This is a genomic window from Nannocystis pusilla (assembly GCF_026626665.1).
Taxonomy (GTDB): Bacteria; Myxococcota_A; Polyangia; order Nannocystales; family Nannocystaceae; genus Nannocystis; species Nannocystis pusilla.
The window spans coordinates 897,337-914,914 of the sequence record NZ_JAPNKE010000002.1; the positions used below are offsets into that span (position 1 = coordinate 897,337).

The 17,578-nt window shown below is 71.6% G+C and carries 17 protein-coding genes; 5 read left to right on the top strand and 12 right to left on the bottom strand.

What is annotated here, in order from left to right; genetic code table 11:
• Nucleotides 1-52 precede the first annotated feature (52 nt).
• Complete coding sequence (locus tag OV079_RS04085; protein WP_267766355.1) at nucleotides 53-214, bottom strand: hypothetical protein; 162 nt, start codon at nucleotides 212-214, stop codon at nucleotides 53-55.
• Between OV079_RS04085 and OV079_RS04090 the strand changes: the two genes are divergently transcribed.
• Nucleotides 161-2,074, top strand: coding sequence for a ribonuclease R family protein (locus tag OV079_RS04090; protein WP_267778454.1), 1,914 nt, complete (start codon nucleotides 161-163; stop codon nucleotides 2,072-2,074). The two genes, OV079_RS04085 and OV079_RS04090, sit on opposite strands and share 54 nt — an antisense overlap.
• Before the next feature lie 135 nt (nucleotides 2,075-2,209).
• On the opposite strand, the gene OV079_RS04095 is transcribed toward OV079_RS04090, so the two are convergent.
• Entirely contained in the window at nucleotides 2,210-3,337 is a 1,128-nt protein-coding gene (locus OV079_RS04095) for a M14 family metallopeptidase (protein ID WP_267766357.1), read from the bottom strand.
• A 124-nt stretch (nucleotides 3,338-3,461) separates the two neighbouring features.
• Nucleotides 3,462-4,484 (bottom strand): hypothetical protein, encoded by a 1,023-nt coding sequence (locus OV079_RS04100; RefSeq protein ID WP_267766359.1) that lies wholly within the window; start codon nucleotides 4,482-4,484, stop codon nucleotides 3,462-3,464.
• A gap of 276 nt (nucleotides 4,485-4,760) precedes the next feature.
• Here OV079_RS04100 and OV079_RS04105 point away from each other — a divergent pair, with 276 nt between their 5' ends.
• Nucleotides 4,761-5,042, top strand: a complete 282-nt coding sequence (locus tag OV079_RS04105; RefSeq protein ID WP_267766360.1) for a hypothetical protein — start codon at nucleotides 4,761-4,763, stop codon at nucleotides 5,040-5,042.
• A 124-nt stretch (nucleotides 5,043-5,166) separates the two neighbouring features.
• Here OV079_RS04105 and kbl read toward each other — a convergent pair whose 3' ends face one another.
• The 8 genes from kbl to OV079_RS04150 form a co-directional block, all read right to left on the bottom strand.
• Nucleotides 5,167-6,357, bottom strand: coding sequence for a glycine C-acetyltransferase (kbl, locus tag OV079_RS04110; protein ID WP_267766361.1), 1,191 nt, complete (start codon nucleotides 6,355-6,357; stop codon nucleotides 5,167-5,169).
• A gap of 34 nt (nucleotides 6,358-6,391) precedes the next feature.
• Nucleotides 6,392-7,204, bottom strand: a complete 813-nt coding sequence (locus OV079_RS04115) for an NAD-dependent epimerase/dehydratase family protein (RefSeq protein ID WP_338088866.1) — start codon at nucleotides 7,202-7,204, stop codon at nucleotides 6,392-6,394.
• Nucleotides 7,205-7,950: 746 nt separating this feature from the next.
• Nucleotides 7,951-9,075, bottom strand: coding sequence for a ferritin-like domain-containing protein (locus OV079_RS04125; RefSeq protein ID WP_267766364.1), 1,125 nt, complete (start codon nucleotides 9,073-9,075; stop codon nucleotides 7,951-7,953).
• A 170-nt stretch (nucleotides 9,076-9,245) separates the two neighbouring features.
• Entirely contained in the window at nucleotides 9,246-9,488 is a 243-nt protein-coding gene (locus OV079_RS04130; RefSeq protein ID WP_267766366.1) for a hypothetical protein, read from the bottom strand.
• A complete protein-coding gene (locus tag OV079_RS04135) occupies nucleotides 9,394-10,578 on the bottom strand; it encodes an FG-GAP-like repeat-containing protein (RefSeq protein WP_267766368.1) in 1,185 nt (394 codons plus the stop codon). The genes OV079_RS04130 and OV079_RS04135 overlap by 95 nt, the downstream gene beginning before the upstream one ends.
• Nucleotides 10,579-10,653: 75 nt before the next feature.
• Entirely contained in the window at nucleotides 10,654-12,783 is a 2,130-nt protein-coding gene (locus tag OV079_RS04140) for a prolyl oligopeptidase family serine peptidase (RefSeq protein WP_267766369.1), read from the bottom strand.
• A 14-nt stretch (nucleotides 12,784-12,797) separates the two neighbouring features.
• Nucleotides 12,798-13,148: a hemerythrin domain-containing protein gene (locus OV079_RS04145; protein WP_338088867.1), complete on the bottom strand. Its 351-nt coding sequence runs from the start codon at nucleotides 13,146-13,148 to the stop codon at nucleotides 12,798-12,800.
• Nucleotides 13,136-13,264, bottom strand: a complete 129-nt coding sequence (locus tag OV079_RS04150; RefSeq protein WP_267778869.1) for a hypothetical protein — start codon at nucleotides 13,262-13,264, stop codon at nucleotides 13,136-13,138. The genes OV079_RS04145 and OV079_RS04150 overlap by 13 nt, the downstream gene beginning before the upstream one ends.
• Nucleotides 13,265-13,749: 485 nt before the next feature.
• Between OV079_RS04150 and OV079_RS04155 the strand changes: the two genes are divergently transcribed.
• The 3 genes from OV079_RS04155 (at nucleotide 13,750) to OV079_RS04165 (ending at nucleotide 16,253) form a co-directional block, all read left to right on the top strand.
• A complete protein-coding gene (locus OV079_RS04155; protein WP_267766372.1) occupies nucleotides 13,750-15,300 on the top strand; it encodes a hypothetical protein in 1,551 nt (516 codons plus the stop codon).
• A gap of 246 nt (nucleotides 15,301-15,546) precedes the next feature.
• Nucleotides 15,547-15,672 (top strand): hypothetical protein, encoded by a 126-nt coding sequence (locus tag OV079_RS04160; RefSeq protein ID WP_267766373.1) that lies wholly within the window; start codon nucleotides 15,547-15,549, stop codon nucleotides 15,670-15,672.
• Nucleotides 15,645-16,253 carry a peptide chain release factor-like protein gene (locus tag OV079_RS04165; protein ID WP_267766374.1) on the top strand — a complete coding sequence of 203 codons (609 nt, stop codon included), beginning with the start codon at nucleotides 15,645-15,647 and terminating at the stop codon, nucleotides 16,251-16,253. The genes OV079_RS04160 and OV079_RS04165 overlap by 28 nt, the downstream gene beginning before the upstream one ends.
• 187 nt (nucleotides 16,254-16,440) lie before the next feature.
• Here the strand turns inward: OV079_RS04165 and OV079_RS04170 are convergent, their stop codons facing one another.
• A complete protein-coding gene (locus OV079_RS04170; protein ID WP_267766376.1) occupies nucleotides 16,441-17,508 on the bottom strand; it encodes a GNAT family N-acetyltransferase in 1,068 nt (355 codons plus the stop codon).
• Between the last annotated feature and the right edge of the window lie 70 nt (nucleotides 17,509-17,578).

Here is a 17,578-nt window from a genome sequence, read left to right on the forward strand (position 1 = left end):
TGCGTTTGCCGCGCTTCGTCGCGGGTTGCGCGGGGGGAATGGGTCGGCATCTTCACGCGCGTGAGTAAAGAAGAGACAAGGGGGCCGCGGCCGCGAGGCTGGTCGTCAACCCGGAGGCTTCGGCTTCGCCGAGCGCCTCGATGGTGAAGGTACTGTTTTCATTCCGCGCGGCCGCCTGGGCGGCGCGCTGGACGGCGACGAGGTGGAGGTCCACAGCTGGCCGTCCGAGAAGGGCTTCGAGGGGGAGATCGTGCGGATCGTGCGACGCGGTCGCACGCGCCTGACCGGGCAGGTGCGCCGGATCGGCCGCGTCCGCGTGCTCGAGTGCGACGACCCGCGCGTGCTGCTGCGGCCGGACGTCGAGGACGACACACCTGTCCCCGAGGACATCGTGGTGGTCGCCGCGATCACGCGCTACCCGAACGACGCGCGCGACGGCGGGGTGGTCCGCATCGAGCGGCTGCTGGGCCCGCCGAACACGCTGGCGACCGAGCAGGCGAAGATCCTGCTCGAGTACAACATCGACCCGGAGTTCGCGGCCGACGTGCTGGCCGAGGCCGAGGCGGTGCCGGAGACGGTGCAGCCGGAGGACCTGGCGAACCGCGCCGACCTGCGCGGGCTCGAGTTCATGACGATCGATCCGGTCGACGCCCGCGACTTCGACGACGCCGTGTGCGTCGAGGCGATCGCCGGCGAGGGCTCGCACGGGGCGGTGCGCGTGCACGTGGCCGTGGCCGACGTGTCGCACTACGTCCGCGAGGGCACGGCGATCGACCGCGAGGCGGCCTGGCGCTGCTTCTCGTGCTACCTGCCCAACAGGTCGATCCCGATGCTGCCGCGGGCCCTGTCGTCGCACATGTGCTCGCTGGTGCCGGAGCAGGACCGCCTGGCGATGGTGGCGAGCTTCCGCCTCGCGACCGACGGCGAGATCGACGAGCTGGTGCTGCGCGCGGCGGTCATCCACAGCCGCAAGCGCCTGACCTACGAGGAGGTCGCGGCGGTGCTGGCCGATGAGACAGGTGAGCAGGTGACCCAGCCGCTGGAGGTCCGCTCGCGGATCGCGGCGCTGCGGGCCGCGGCCGACCGGCTGCGCGCGCGCCGGCTGCGGCTCGGGGCGATCGAGCTCAACGTGCCGGAGATCAAGGTGCTGCTCGACCAGGACGATCCCGAGCGGATCCGCGACATCGTGCCGACGCGGGCCAGCGCCGAGCTGGCGCGGGCCTACAACCTGATCGAGGAGCTGATGCTGGCCGCCAACGAGGCGGTCGGGCGGGTGGCGGTGGCGGCCAAGCTGCCGCTGGTGTTCCGGATCCACGCGCCGCCCGACCCGGCGCGGCTCGAGCAACTGGCGACGGTGGCCGAGGCGCTGGGCGCCAAGGCCGACCCGGAGAAACTGACCACGCCGCGCGGGGCGCAGAAGTTCCTGAACCGCACCCAGAACCACCCGCGCCGCGCCGCGCTGCACATGTTCATGCTGCGGGCGATGGCGCAGGCGCAGTACAGCGTCGACAACGTGGGCCACTTCGCGCTCGCCAGCGACGCCTACGCGCACTTCACGTCGCCGATCCGGCGCTACCCGGACCTGATCGTGCACCGCGTGCTCAAGGCCCACCTGGCGAAGATCGGCGGGCTGCCGGGGCCGGAGCCGGTGCCGGCGATGCCGCAGCGGGAGCAGACGGCCGAGCAGTCGGTCCGCAGCAGCCTGCGCGAGCGCGCGGTCGCCGACGCCGAGCGCGACAGCAAGTCGCTGTTCGCGGCGCTGTACATGCGCGACCGCGTGGGCGACCGCTTCGAGGCGACGGTGTCGGGCATCGGCGCGCCCGGGGTGTTCGTGCAGGTCGACCGGCCGTTCGTCGACGGGCTGGTGCGCGTCGGCAACCTCGAGCGCGACCGCGGCGAGCAGTTCCAGCTCGACACCTCCGGGGTCAAGCTGGTCGGTCAGCGCACGGGCTTCACCCTGACGGTCGGCGACCGCCTGGTGGTCGAGGTGATCGACAGCAGCGTGCAGCGGCGCAAGATCGAGTTCGCGTTCGTGATGCGCCTGTCCGAAGGGTCAGGCAAGCAGGAGCGTTGACCGGAGCGCGCCTGTCCGAAGGGGCAGGCGCGCGGGCGGCCGTGCAGACGCCTGTCCGAAGGGGCAGGTGAGCGCGGCCGCCGTCGTGACCGCGGCCGCGCGGGCGAACGCGGCGCGCCCGCGAGGTCCACTGCGTCAGCGCAGGCGGTCGAGGACGCCGTGGAGCGCGTCGAGGTTGGCGCGGCCGAGCTTGCGGCAGCGCTCGGGCGACCAGCCGACCAACTCGTGCGGCGAGTCGGCGGTGTCCTTGAACGGCTGCTCGAGCGTCATCGACAGGCAGCCGAAGCGGTCGGCGATGAACGTGGTGCACATCGTCATGTTGGCGGCGCCCGGGGGCACCGTGTCGTAGCCGTACTCGAGCTGGAAGTCGGGGCTGCTGCGCATCAGCAGGCGCTCGTACTCCTCCTGCAGGTCGAGCACGCGCCGGGTGACGGAGGCGACGCCGTCGGGGCCGGCGATGAAGTTGTAGGGCAGGGCCTCGTCGCCGTGGACGTCGAGGCAGAAGTCGACGCCCGTCTGCTCCATCCGCTTGCGGACGTAGTAGATCTCGGGGCTGCGCTCGCGCGTGGGCTCGAGCCACTCGCGGTTGAGGTTGGCGCCGGTGGCGTTGGTGCGCAGGTTGCCGCGGAAGGACCCGTCGGGGTTCATGTTGGGGACGCAGTAGAAGACAGCCTTCGTCAGCAGGTGACGGGCGATCGGGTCTTCGTCGTCGAGCAGGCGCTCGAGCAGGCCCTCCATGAACCACTCGGCCATGGTCTCGCCGGGGTGCTGGCGGGCGACGATCCAGCACACGCGCTTGCCGGCCGCGGGCTCGCCGATCACGAGGAGGTCGAGGTCGCGGCCGTCGACGGTGGCGCCGAGCAGCTCGTGGCGGCACTGCGGCGAGGTCTGGCAGGCGGCGACGAGGTCCTGGTGGCGCTCGTGCGAGTAGGGCGCGAAGTAGGCGTAAAAGACGCTGTCGTGATCGGGGGTGTGGCGGATCGTGAGGCGCTCGCCGTCGTAGTCGGTCGGCACGCGGAACCACTGCTCGCGATCGTAGGAGGCGACGGCGCGGTAGTCCTTCCAGCCCGGCGGGTAGCTGCTGGTGCCCGCGTTGTCGATGTGAAGGACGAGCGGGGTGTCACGCACGCCCGAGGCGCGGAAGTAGAACCACTGGTAGAAGTCGGAGTTGTTGTCGCGGCGGATCTCGAGGTGGGCATTGCCGGGGTCGGCGATGTCGCGGACGAGGATGTTGCCGCCGTCGAAATTGCTGGTGATCTGCATCGTTCCGCGCGAAGTGTCCGGCGCATCGGCGGCCCGCGCAAGTTCGGGGGCGTGATGAATCGTTAACGCGAAACGCCGAGGTCGTACGGACCTCGGCGCTGCGTTCACGCGGACGCGTGCGAGCTCAGAGCTTCTTCAGTGCGAGGTCGAGCTGGCCGACACAGTGGTTGTAGGCGCTGCCCGAGTCGAGGCACTGGTTGAACTGCTTCTCGATGATCTGGACGGGCTTGCTGGCGGGCTTGTTGCCGCCCTGGTTGGGGTCGCCGCCTTCGCCGCCCCACTCGCCGCCTTCCTCGCCCGGGGAGCCGCCGGTGGTCTCACCGCCGCTGCCGCCGTCCTCACCGCCCCACTCGGCGTTGCCCTCCTGGCCGCCTTCCTCGCCCGGCATCGGACCCTCGCCGCCGCCTTCCTCGCCGCCCCACTCGGACTGGCCTTCCTCGCCGCCGCCCTCTTCGCCGGGGTTGGGGCCTTCGCCGCCGCCTTCTTCACCGCCCCACTCGGCCTGGCCTTCCTCACCGCCGCCTTCCTCGCCGGGGTTGGGGCCTTCGCCGCCGCCTTCTTCACCGCCCCATTCGGCCTGGCCTTCCTCGCCGCCGCCTTCCTCGCCGGGGTTGGGGCCTTCGCCGCCGCCCTCTTCCTCGCCGCCCCATTCGGCCTGGCCTTCCTCGCCGCCGCCTTCTTCACCGGGGTTGGGGCCTTCGCCGCCGCCCTCTTCCTCGCCGCCCCACTCGGCCTGGCCTTCCTCGCCGCCCTCTTCGCCGGGCAGGCCGGTCTCGCCCTGCTCGCCGCCCTCGCCGCCTTCCTCCCAGCCGCCAGTGCCGGGGTCGCCGGGGCCGCTGCCACCTTCTTCGTGGCCGCCTTCCTCGACGCCGCCTTCTTCGACGCCGCCTTCCTCGCCCTGGCCGCCTTCCTCGTTCTGGCCGCCTTCTTCGCCGCCTTCACCCTTCTCGTCGCCGTCCTCGTAGCCGTCGATATCGAGCTTCGAGAGGCCACAGGCCGGGAGCATGAGCGGCGCGGCGATCAGTGAGAGGAGCGGGAGGTTACAAAGCCAGCGGAGAGCATTGCGTTGCATGGGAGTACCGTGACGAAAAAAGAACAGTAAGTGCGTCGATGGATCCGAGCCGAACGATTTTATGCTGCCCGACACTGTCAGACTCGGCAAGGGGGACGTCGGAATTGAGAGGATGGCCCGCCGGCCGGTGACCGAGACCGCGCGTGTTGGTTGACTGTGTTCCGCGTCGCATCACGACCCGGGTGTCACGGTCGGGACGCGGTACGATGCCGGCGGAGGAACGCATGGCAACAGGTCACGCGCACGAGCACAGCCACCGGGCCCACAAGGGGCGCATCTGGACCTACCTGATCTTCGCCACTGGCCTGGTGTTGGTGGCGGTCCTGGCCAACCTGGCGCTGAGCAACCCGCATGGCGTCCCAGGGCATCGACGCCATCGCCGGGCTGCCGGCGTGGGCGTTCCCCGCGATCACGGGCGCGGTCGGGCTGCTCGTCTTCTATATCGGGCTGAAGATCGAGACCGATTGGCCGGAGCGCCTGGGGGCGCTGCTCGTGGCTGCATCGATCGCGGGCGGCGAGTTCCTGCTCGGCTGGCAGAACTTCGAGCTCGGGGGGCTCAAGGTCGTGCCCTATGTGATCCCGGTCGTCGCGTGCCTGGTGTTGATGATGATCGCCAACGTGAAGAGCCGCTGAGCACTGCGCAGGACGCGCGAGTTCGCCGCCGGACGGCTCGCATTGCAGCGACTGGCGGGAGATCGCTCCCAGGCGGGGGCGCCTGTCCTCAGATGTCCGAGAGGACAGGTGCTTCAGGACATGTTCAAGCGGGCAGGACGCCCAGCTTCTTGCCGACGGCCGAGAAGGCCGCGATCGCGCGCTCGACGTGCTCCGGCTGGTGGCCGGCCGACAGCTGGACGCGGATCCGGGCCTGGTCCTTGGGCACGACCGGGTAGGAGAAGCCGACCACGTAGATGCCCTCTTCGAGCATCTGGGCCGCAAACTCGCCGGCCAGGCGGGCGTCGCCGAGCATGACGGGGACGATCGGGTGGACACCGGGCTTGATGGCGAAGCCGGCGGCGGTCATGCCGGCGCGGAAGCGGCGGGTGTTGGCGGCCAGGCGGTCGCGCAGCTCGGAGCTGCCGGTCAAGAGGTCCATGACCGCGAGCGAGGCGGCGACGATCGAGGGCGCGAGCGAGTTGCTGAACAGGTACGGCCGCGAGCGGTTGCGCAGGAGGGCCACGATCTCCTTGCTGGACGCGACGAACCCGCCCGAAGCGCCGCCGAGGGCCTTGCCGAGGGTGCTGGTGATGATGTCGACGCGGCCGAAGGCGCCGCCGTGCTCGTGGCTGCCGCGGCCGGTCGGGCCGACGAAGCCGGTGGCGTGGCTGTCGTCGACCATGACCATCGCGTCGTACTTCTCGGCGAGGTCGCAGATCTGGTTCACGCGGGCGATGTTGCCGTCCATGCTGAACACGCCGTCGGTGGCGACGAGGCGCAGGCGGGCCGACTGGGTGTCTTTGAGGATGGTCTCCAGCTCCTCGAGGTTGTCGTTGGCGTAGCGGTGGCGCTGCGCCTTGCACAGGCGGATGCCGTCGATGATCGAGGCGTGGTTGAGGGCGTCGGAGATGATCGCGTCCTCGGGACCGAGCAGGGTCTCGAACAGGCCGCCGTTGGCGTCGAAGCACGACGAGTAGAGGATCGCGTCCTCGGTGCCGACGAACTCGGAGAGGCGCTGCTCGAGCTCCTTGTGGCGGTCCTGGGTGCCGCAGATGAAGCGGACCGAGGACATGCCGTAGCCGCGCTCGTCGAGGGCCTCGCGGGCGGCGGCGATCACCGCCGGGTGGCTCGACAGGCCGAGGTAGTTGTTGGCGCAGAAGTTGAGGACCGTGCGCCCGTTCACCGTGATCTCGGCGCCCTGCGGCGAGGCGATCACGCGCTCGTGCTTGGTCAGGCCGGCGGCGTCGATCTCGGCGAGGATGGCGGCGTAGTGGTCGCGGGCTTTGCTGTACATGAGGACAGGTCCTTCGGGGCAGGCGGGAAGCGGTTCACTTGCCGGCGCGGGCGGCCAGCGCGGCGAGCTTGGGGGTGAGGTCGTCGCTCATCCTGGCCAGGTCCCAGGCCGGGCGCCAGTCCCAGTCGCGGCGGGCGCAGGTGTCGTCGAGCGCGCGCGGCCACGAGTCGAGGATGGCCTGGCGCGCAGGGTCGGGCTTGAAAGTGATGCGGGCGCCGGGGACGACGCGAGCGACCTCGTCCGCGATCTCCTGCGCGGTCGGCGAGAAGGCGGCGATGTTGTAGATGCAGCGGCCGAGGCGCTCGCGCGGGGCCAGCGACAGCTCGACGAGGGCGCGCAGGGCGTCTGGCATGTACATCAGTGGGATCTGGCTGTCGGGGCGGCAGAACGCCTCGTAGCCGCCGGTGCGCAGCGTCTCGTAGTACATCAGCGGGGCGTAGTCGCTGGTGCCGCCGCCCGGCAGCACGGCCGACAGCAGGCCGGGGAAGCGGACGCCGCGGAAGTCGAGGCCGTGGCGGCGGCTGTAGTACTCGCCGAGCAGCTCGCCGGCGACCTTGGTGACGCCGTACATGGTGGTCGGGCGCAGCGAGACGTCGTCGCCGACGAGCGGCGGCAGGCCGGGCCCGAACACGGCGATCGTGCTGGTGAAGATCACCTGGCGCACGCCGAACTTGCGCGCGGCCTCGAGGACGTGCAGCGTGCCGTCCTGGTTGACGGCGTAGGTGCGCAGCGGGTCGCGCTCGCCGGTGGCGCTGAGGATCGCGGCCAGGTGGTAGACGACGTCGGGCCGCGCTCGGCGAACAGCGCGTCGACCTGGGCGGCCTGGGTGACGTCGAGGCTGGACCACGGCAGGCCGAGGCCGGCGTCGCCGCTCGGCGTGGCGAGGTCGCTGGCGAACACCTGGTCGCCGCGAGCCCGCAGCGCCTGCAGGAGATCGAGGCCGACCTGTCCGCCGGCGCCGGTGACGAGGACCTTGCGGCCCTGGGTGGTGTGGGGGCCGATTGGACCGTGGGATGCTGTCATGGGGGGACTGGCCGAGCTCCGCGCGCATGGTGGCAAATCGCGGAGCGCGGCCGCAAGCGGGGCGGGTCCACGGACCCCCTGGCGAATCTCACACGTCGCGGACCCGCCGCCTCCGCTCGCGAGCGCGGACCGGTGTGGCCGATCGGTGCAGGCGGCTGCACACCGGCTGTCTTTTGGGACATGTGAGGGCGCGAGCGCGCGTGGCAGCACGGCGGTGGACGTTTGCTCGCCGGTCTGCCGGACGCGCTGTCAGGCGACCGGTGCTCCCGTCATCCATGTCGGGCCGACGGCGACGCTTCGCCGGGATGCGCGTTCGCTTGTTGAACGGAGGCATCGGGCGGCTGCCAGGCTCTGCCGCAATCCGAGCGGGGTCGAGGCGTGAAAGGCAGCGCACGAGGTCGTCCGTGCAGGACACGTGTCGGGGGCAGACGAACGGTTGCAAGATCCCCGGGCGGCGCGTCGGCGGATCCGGAGGCGCGCGGGATGCGAGGGAGGTTCGGCCTGCGGGCTTCGTGGCGAAGCCGTCGCGAACGCAGTGTGACGAGATGTCCTCGGGGACATGTCCTCTACTCAGGCGACGGCGGTCGGGCCGAGGAGGGTGCGGAGGACGGGTTCGATCACTGCGGCGAAGGTCTCGCGTTGGTGGGCGCGGCGCGCCCTGGGGCGCAGGAGGCCCCAGCCCGGGGCGGCAGGGCGCGGGTCGTCGGGCGGGAGGTCGGTGGCCAGCTCGGCGCGCAGCTCGGCGACGGCGCCGAGAGCGACGAGGCGGACCGCGGGGCCGTGGCTGGCGAGCAGCCAACGGAGGGTGCGCCAGGCGAGCGCGGCGTGGCGGGTCTCGTCGTCGGCGATGCCGGCGAGGCGGGCGGCGAGGACCGGGTGGGCGGCCAGCTCGGCGCACAGCTGGGCCTCGGCGGCGCCGAGGGTCTCGCCGACGCAGCCGTCGCGCACGAGGGCCTCTACGATGTCCTCGAGGACATGTCGCAAGGGGAAGCCGTCGAGCGCGAGCGGGCCGGGGCCGAGCGGACGGCCGGACCACAGGCTGGCGAGCGACCAGGCGAAGCGGGCGTGCTCGATCTCGTCGAGCGCCGCGCGCTGGGCCTCGGCGAGCAGATCGGGCGGGGCACCGAGCGCCATGAGGTCGAGGGTGACCGCGGCGAAGCTGGCGACCGAGGCGTGCTCGAGTGCGGCGACCGCTGCCCAGTGACTGGCGATCGCGGCCTGCACTTCGGAGGGTAGGTCGCTCGGCAGGTCGATCTCCGTCAGCCAGTCGGCGCGCGTGACCGCGGGGGCCGTGCGCGCGGCGCCGGCGACGACGAACGGGCGGCCGATCGCGCAGGCCTCGTAACGGCAGCGCCGGTGGCCCGCGTCGGGGTCGTGGGCGCAGTCCTCGTCGGTCTCGCGGTCGCCGTCGCGCAGGCAGGTGTCGGAGAGGCCGCGGCCGGCGAGGTACGACTCGAGCTCGCGGACGTCGAACCATGACGAGGCGCCGCGGCTGCCGTCGGGACAGTCGTCGTCGGTGCGGCGGAGGGCGGGGACGCAGCGCGCGTGGTCGTCGGCGAAGGCGTGGTCGCAGACGCACGCCTCGTGGCTGGCCGGCGAAGCGCCGGAGGTCGAGGAACTGCTGCAACCGGTAGAGGCGCCGAGGCCGAGCGCGACGAACAGGCGGCGGCGGAGCGCGAACAGGGACGCGGGCATGGCGGTCGCTCTGGATCGCGGTCGCGGCGCGGTGATCGACGCGGCTCGCGGGGTCGGCAACGCGGCGTCGGCGATGTCCAGGGGCGCGCGGGGGGATCACGGCGCGGGCGGCGGACGGGTCGTGGCTCCGCGGCGGGGGCGGCGGATGTCGCTCGTTCGTCGCCGTCGATTCATTCGCCGGCTTGATTGACGAGGGTGTAGACGCCGGTGCTGGTCAGGACGGCGAGGTCGACGCGGTCGTCGCCGCCGAGCCGGCCGACCTGCACGTCGATGCCGGTGCCGGCGAAGTTGCGCGAGGGGCCGGAGACGATCTTGCCGTCAGCGTAAGTGAAGATCTGCAGGGCCGCGGGGGCGAGGGCGACGATGTTGTCGACGTCGTCGGTGTTGATGCGCGCGCCCAGCAGTCGCAGCATGCCGGGCTCGGCGTCGACGGTGTCGCTCGACTTCTCGAACTGGCCGCCGCCCTTGTTGTTGAACACCTGCAGGGTGTTGCCGACCGGATCGCTGTAGACGATGTTGGGCCACGGGGAGCCCGAACTCGCCGAGAGCGATGGCGCCGGCGTTGCTGGCGTTGCTGGTGAAGGGGCCGAGGTCCGCGCCCTCGAAGCCGAGCTTGACGGAGAAGCCGGTGGTCGGACCGAGGTTGATCGAGTAGGCGAGGTCGACCTCGCCGTCCGCGTCGACGTCGCCGACGGCGACGTGGCGCGGCGGGAACCCGGGGGTGACCGTGTTGGGCTGGGTGAAGCCGAAGCCGTTGGCGAGGACGTAGTAGATCCGCTGGTTGGCCTCGTCGGGGATGACGAGGTCGGGTAGCTCGTCGCCGTCGATGTGGGCGACGATCGCGGCGGCCAGGTCGCCGAGCTGGGGGAGCTCGAGCGGCGGATCGACGGCACCGAGGAGCGCGAGGCTGACGAAGCCGCCGGCGTGGGTGGCGAGCAGGTCGGGGACGTCGTCGTGGTCCCAGTCGGCGATGAACAGACGCGCGGGCGCCTCGGCGATCGCCACGGGCTCGCCCTCGACGAAGACCGCGTCGCCCTGGTTGTGCCAGACGCGGACGCACGCCTGCCCGATCGAGCAGGTCGAGAAGCCGAGCGCGAGGTCGTCGTCGCCGTCGCCGTCGAGGTCGCCGACGGCGAAGGCGGTGGCGCCCTCGGAGCCCGCGACGGGCTGGTCCCACGGACGAAACAGCCGGTGGCAATTGAGCTCGCAGTCGTCGCCGGCGATCTGGTTGCCGTCGTCGCACTGCTCGCCGAGCTCCTGCTCGCCGTTGCCGCAGACGGGCGAGTCGTCGCCGGTGGTGCCGGGTGCATCACCGGTCTCGGCGGGGCCGCTGCTGGCGGCAGGGCCGGTGCTGGTGCTCGCGTCGCCAGAGGTCGCGGGGTCCAGGCTCGCGTCGCCGGTCGCGTCGTCGCTGTCGCCGACGAGGAACAGCGGGTTCGGCACGAAGCATGCGCTCGCGCCGGCGACGAGCGCGAGCAGGCCCGCGATCCGACAGTCCACCATGATCGCAGGTTATGTCAGCGGCCTCGCGTTCGTCCACGCGAGGCCGCGGCGCGGGATTGCCCGCAGTCTGCGATCTCAGGGGGCGACGTGGTGCAGGAGGAAGGCCAGAGTGTCGGCCTCGCGGGCGATGGTCTGATGCAGCAGGTCGGCGCCGCCGTGACCGGCGTTCGACTCGATGCGCAGCCACGCCGGGCGCTTGCTGGCGTGCTGGATCTGGGCGGTGAACTTGCGGGCGTGCATGGGGTCCACGCGGTCGTCGCTGTCGGCGGCGAGCATCAGCATCGCGGGGTATCGCGTCCCCGCCGTCACATGATGGTACGGCGAGTACGGATAGATGTAGGCGAAATCGCGCGGGTCCTCGGGGTCGCCGTATTCGGGGATCCACGTCTTTCCGGCCCCGAACTGGGTGTAACGGACCATGTCGAGCAAGGGCACCGCGCAAGCGGCCGCGCGCGCGAGCTCGGGGTGCTGGACCATGGTGGCGCCGACGAGGAGTCCGCCGTTGCTGCCGCCCATGATGGCCAGGCGCTCGTGACGGGTGTAGCCGCGTTCGACGAGCGCCCGCGCGGCCGCGGCGAAGTCGTCGAAGACGTTCTGCTTGTGCTCGCGCATGCCGGCGCGGTGCCAGTCCTCGCCGTACTCGCCGCCGCCGCGCAGGTTGGGCACGGCGAACACGCCGCCGTGCTCGAGCCAGACGACGGCGCGGGCCGAGAAGCCGGGGGTCATGCTGACGGAGAAGCCGCCGTAGCCGGTGAGGAGGGCGGGGGCGTCGGCCGACAGCGGGAGGTCGCGACGCCGCACCACGAACATGGAGATCGGCGTGCCGTCCTTCGAGGGGTAGCGGATCTGTTCGACGACGAAGCGGCTGGTGTCGACCGGGAGATCGATGCGCTGCCACAGACGGGTGGCGCCGGTTGCGATCGAGGTCTCGAAGATCTGGCTCGGCTCGGTGAAGGACGAGAAGCTGAAGTAGGCCCGATCTTCGTCGGGGTTGCCGACCAGGCCGCTGGCGCTGCCGAGGCCAGGGAGGGGCAGATCGCGGACGAAGCTGCCGTCGAGGCCGCGCACGACGACGGCGCTGTGAGCGTCGCGCAAGTAGGCGAGCACGAGCCGCTCGCCGACGATCTGCAGGCCCTCGAGGGTGGCGTCGGCCTCGGGCACGAGCAGCTTCCAGTCCTCGCGCGCGGGGTTTCGCGGGTCGACCTCGAACACGCGGTAGCGCGGGGCGCCCTCGTTGGTGTGGACGTAGAAGCGGTCGCGCCAGGCGGTCACGTCGTAGATGGCGCGCCGGCCGACGACCAGTGGTTTGAACTCGGTGTCGCCGGCGTGGAGGTCGCGCAGATAGACGTCGCTGCTGGTCCAGCCGTGCTGATGATGCAGGAACAGCCAGCGCCCGTCGCGTGACAGGCCGACGCCGACGAAGCGCGAGGGATCGCCGGTGGCCGGCGCGACGATGCTGTCCTTCGAGGCAGGTTCGCCGACGCGGTGGAACCGGACCTCGGCGTGGCCCGGCAGCTCGGAGGGCGGGATGCTCGGGTCGGTCGGCAGCCACACGTAGTAGAAGCCGCTGCCGTCGGGGGTCCACGCCGGTGTGGCGTAACGCGCGCCCTCGATGACGTCGGGCAGGTCGTCACCGGTCGCGAGGTCGCGCAGGTAGATCGTCGAGGCGTCGGCGTTGTTGCGGCTGAGCTTGTAGGCGAGCAGGCGGCCGGCGAAGTCGGGGAAGATGCCGTGGACCGCGACGCTGCCGTCGGAGCTCAGCTTGTTCGGATCGATCAGGACCTCCTCGCGGCCCTGTTCGCCGCGGCGGAGGTAGTAGATCGGCTTCTGCACGCCCTTGTGGCGCCGGGTGTAGAAGTAGTTGCCGCCGCGGTGGTAGGGCGCGGACATGGCGTCGATGTCGAGCAGCTCGCCGAGGCGGGCGGCGATGGCGTCGCGCCGCGGCAGCGCGGCCAGCCGCTCGCGCGCGTAGTCGTCCTGCGCGGCCATCCACGCCTTGACCTCCGGATCGCTCTCGACCTCGAGCCAGCGGTACGGGTCGGCGACGGGGGTGTCGTGGATGGTCTCGACGAGGTCCTGCCGGCGCGTGGCCGGCGGAGGGTCGTCGCAGGTCTCGCGCACGCCGGCGAGCGGGGGCGGGGGCGCGGACTCGGTGCAGGCGCCGAGGAGGGCGACGGTGACCGCGAACAGGGAGCTCCTGGCCATGCGCCGACGATAACTCAGCGCGACTCGGCGAAACAGGAGAGGTCGGCCTTGATCCGCGTGCGCTCGGCGAGGTAGCTGGCCGCCAGCTCGGTGGCCTGGGCCTTGCTCAGCGCCTGGCGGGCGATCGCCAGCAGCTCGACCTTCTCGACCCGGAAGTGGTTCCGGACGGCGTCGGCCAGCGCGGCGAGCCGGGAGGGCCACTTGTCGTCGCCGGCCGGCAGCAGCTCGAGGTCCGTGAGCGCGGCCCGGATCCGCTCGAGCTCCTGGAGGGCCTCGACGACCCGGCTGCGGGCCCGCTCGTCGTGCAGGAGGTGGCCGTAGAGGACGGCCTCCTTGGCCCGCGCGTGGGCGGTCAGCTCGCACACGAGCGGCGGCAACAGCCCGCGCGCCGCGCTTTCGGGGCCGCCTGGAGCTTGGCGAGCTGCGCGCCGACGGCCTCGTGGTCGCGCTCGAGGAGGTCCCAGATCGCCGGCTCCGACATGGTCGGGTGGTTATGCGACCGATCGACGCCGGCACCAACGACGTGATGTAGCCGTGCCGCCTGGCGCGGAGCTGCGCGGCCGGGCTTCGGCGGCCGGACCGCGCTCGGTCGCGGCGGCGCGGGCGTCGCCGCGGTGCATGTCTTTGAGGGCATGTCCGATCGGGAATGTCATCAACGTCGCGTTGATGTCGGCTCGCGCTCCGATCTCCGGTGGTGACCGTCACAGCGGCAGGTCGGTCGTGCGCCTCCACGGTGCGCGACGTTCGGCCGCGGAACACGGTGCATTCGCGTCGCTGCGGACGTTCGCGGGTGAATGCTCGCGCCGTGGCGGGCGCCGATGCTGACGGGTTCTTGATGGCGCGCGAGCCGACCTCGTCCCACCTTCTGATCGCGCGGTTGTTCGCGCGACTGGCTGCGCCGACGAACGGGATGCTCGCGGCGGCGGCGGGAGAGGGCCTCGTATGCGAATGCATAGAATGTTCGAAGTGGGGACGTGTGCCGCGCTCCTCGCGGCGTGCAACGGCGACCGCGCCGAGGTGGCGGAGAGCGACAGCGGCTTCGGCGTCGCGACCGAGACCTCTCCGTCATCGCCCGCGACGACGACGACGACGACGACGACGGGGATGGAGTCGTCGCAGTCGAGCGGGGCGTGGACGACGTCGGAGGGCGATCCTTCGAGCGGCGGCTCCGGCGGCTTCGGCACCACGAGCGGCACGACCGGGACGTCGAGCACGAGCGAGCCGGCGGCGCCGTTCTGTGGCGACGGTCACGTCGATCCGGGCGAGGCGTGCGACGAGGGCGACAACAACGGGATCGGCGTCGGCTGCGGCGCGGGCTGCGAGCTCGAGGTGTGCGGCGACGGGCTGCCGGGCCCCGGCGAGGAGTGCGACCTCGGCGAGCTCAACGGGCCGGAGGGCGGCTGCTCGGCGACGTGCCAGATCATGCCGTCGGCCTGCGGGACGCAGTCGGCGGTGCCGGTGCTGGTGCCGCGCCCGGTCGACATCATCATCGTGATCGACAACTCGGGCAGCATGGCGGCCGAGATCAAGGGCGTGCAGGACAACATCAACGACAACTTCGCCGAGATCATCGGCGAGAGCGGGCTCGACTACCGCGTCATCCTGATCTCGCGCTACGGCAAGTACACCTCGACGCAGGTGTGCATCGAGGCGCCGCTGTCCGGGATCCCCAAGGGCGGCTGCACCAATCCGCCGAGCCAGCCGATCAACAACGCCGGCAAGTTCTATCATTACAGCGTGGAGATCGACAGCACCGACTCGTGGTGCCGCCTGCTCGACACGTTCAACGGGGTGCAGCAGGACCTGTTCAAGTTCGCCCCGAAGGGCTGGCAGGCGTGGCTGCGCGACGACGCGTTCAAGATCATGATCGAGGTGTCGGACGACCGCGTCGTCTGCTCGCACGGCAACGATCACTACAACGACAACAACACGATCGCCGGCGGGGCCAACGCGGCCGACAAGTTCGACGCCAAGCTGCGCGAGCTGTCGCCGCTGCACTTCGGGCCGACGCCCGAGACCCGCAACTACAGCTTCTACAGCATCGTCGGGCTGTCGTTCAACGATCCGCCCGATCAGCCGTACTCGGCCGAGGACCCGATCGTGACCACCAAGTGCCCGAGCGGGGTCAACGGCGGGATCGGCCACCAGAGCCTGTCGGTGGCCACCGGCGCGCTGCGCTTCCCGCTGTGCGACACGACCTCCTACGACGCGCTGTTCCAGGCGCTCGCCAGCGGGGTGATCGCGGACGCCACCATCGCGTGCGACTTCGCCGTCCCGGCGCCGCCGGAGGGCAAGGAGCTCGACGAGGAGTCGATCCTGGTCAAGTTCACGCCGATGAACGCGATGGACGCGGAGGTGTTCCAGCAGGTCGAAGACGCGAGCGCGTGCGCGCCGGCGTCGTTCTACCTCGACGCCGGCAAGGTCGTGCTGTGCCCCGAGACCTGCGTCGCGGTCCAGAACGACAAGGAGGCCGAGATCGAGGTCGAGTTCAAGTGCGCGCCCATCGATCCCGGCTGACGCGGCTTGCTTCGCCGCCCCGCCGCGCGTATGGTCTGCCCGTCATGCGCGCCACGATCCGCTCGCGCTCCGTCCGCGCCCTCCGGGTGCGCGGCGGCGTGCTCGTCGGTCGCGGTTGAGCATCACCTGTCCTTCGCGCCATCCGGGTGCAGCAGGTCTCACGACCCTCGCGGGGTCGTCGAGATCGAGGCCGCGCCGGCCCGGGTGGCGCGCTGCGTTCGCGACGGCGCGGCCGGACAGGCAGCCATGAAGACCACGCTCATCATCGAGATAAGGGCCGCCGAGGGCGGCGACGACGCCAAGTTGCTCGTGCACGAGCAGTTCGCGGTGTACCAGAGCTGGCGGTGCGGGAGCACCTTGACCTGGAAGTGATCGACGCGCGCCCCGGGTTCCTCTGCTTCAAGGCGAGCGGTCGCGCGACGCCGCGATGGTTCGCCGACGAGGCGGGCGGCCACCGCTGGCAGCGCGTGCCGCCGACCGAGAAGCGCGGCCGGGTCCACTCGAGCACCGTGACCGTGGTGGTGCTCGAGCCGGCGTCGGCGGTGGCGGTGGAGATCCGCCCGGAGGACCTCGAGGAGGAGTTCTGCCGCGGCAGCGGCAAGGGCGGGCAGCACCGGAACAAGACGTCGACCGCGGTCCACCTGCGTCACAAGCCGAGCGGTCACCACGTGCGCGTCGACGGCGGCCGCAGCCAGAGCATCAACCGCGAGACCGCGCTGGAGCTGCTGCGCGCGCGGCTGGCGGCCGAGCAGCGCGAGGCGGCGCGGGCCGACCGCTGCGCCGCCCGCAAGGCTCAGGCCGGTAGCGGCATGCGCGGCGACAAGATCCGGACGATCCAGGTCCAGGGCGACGTCGTCGTCGACCACCGGCGCGGCACGCGAATGACCTACCGCCGGTTCGTGCGCGGCCACCTCGAGGACCTCGACCCGAACGCAGCGTCGCGCGGCGAGTAAGAGAGCGCGCGCCGATGCGGTGAGCAAGTGAGGCGCGCGCCGATGCGCCGGCGCGTGCACCGACGCGGCCCGCGACGAGTCAGAGAGGGCGCGCGGCGACAGAGCGGCGCGCGCCGACGGGCGACGGGTCATACGTCGCTCGTTCGCGGCTCGCGCGTCGGTCATGCGGCCTCGCGCGGGCCGCGGCTCACTCTTTCTCGGGGTCGGGCGTGCCTTCGCGGAACGGGAGGTAGTCCTCGAGCTCGCGCATCTGTTCGTGGGCGGCGACCGTCTCCTCGACCAGGTAGCGCTCGACCGCGGAGGCGAGGCCGGGGTGGCGGAACCAGTGGCTGCTGTGGGTGCGGGCCGGCGCGAAGCCCCGCAGCAGCTTGTGTTCGCCCTGGGCGCCGGCCTCGAAGCGCGGGGTCTTGCGGGCGATGCAGCGCTCGATGGCCGCGTAGTAGGCGGCCTCGAAGTGGAGGAACGGGACGTTCTCGTCGCAGCCCCAGTAGCGGCCGAACAGCGCCGCGTCGGTCTCGAAGTAGAGGGTGCCGGCGATGGTCCGGCCGCCGCGGCGAGCGCGGGCCCACAGCATCTGCTCCGGCATGGCCTTGTGGACATGCTCGAAGAAACCTGTCTGAAGGTAGTCGAGGCCGCCGTAGGCGCGCACGGTGCTGCGGTAGTAGCGGTCGATGTCGGCCAGGTCGTCGGGGCCGAGGTCGGGGCCTCGGACCCACTCCAGCGCGTCGATGCCCTCGCGGGCCCGGGCGCGCTCCTTGCGGAGCTGCTTGCGCCGGCGCGAGGTCATGGTGGCGAGGAAGGCCTCGAAGTCGGCGTAGCCCTCGTTGTGCCAGTGATACTGGTAGCTGGCGCGGCGCATGAAGCCGTGCGCGGCCAGCTCGTCGTGCTCGCGGGCCGTGGTGAACAACCAGTGGATCGACCAGCAGCGCTCGGCGTCCGCGACGTCGCGCACGCCCGCGATCAGGTGACGCACGATCTCGTCGCGCGCGACGTCGGCGGCGATCAGCATGCGGGGACCGGTGGCCGGGGTCATCGGCGCCGCGATCACCAGCTTGGGGTAGTAGCGCAGGCCGCCCTGCACGGCCGCCCGCGCCCACGCCCAGTCGAAGATGAACTCGCCGTAGCTGTGACGCTTGACGTACGTGGGCGCCGCACCGACCAGGCGCGGGGGCGACCCTGCGCCACCGGCGCCGTGCTGCTCCACCAGCACGTAGACCGGCCGCCAACCCGCCTCGTCGCCGATCGACCCCGACAACTCGAGCGCCCGCAGGAACCCGTGCTTTAGAAGGGCAGCCCTCGTGAGCGAGCGCGTCCCAAGACGCGGC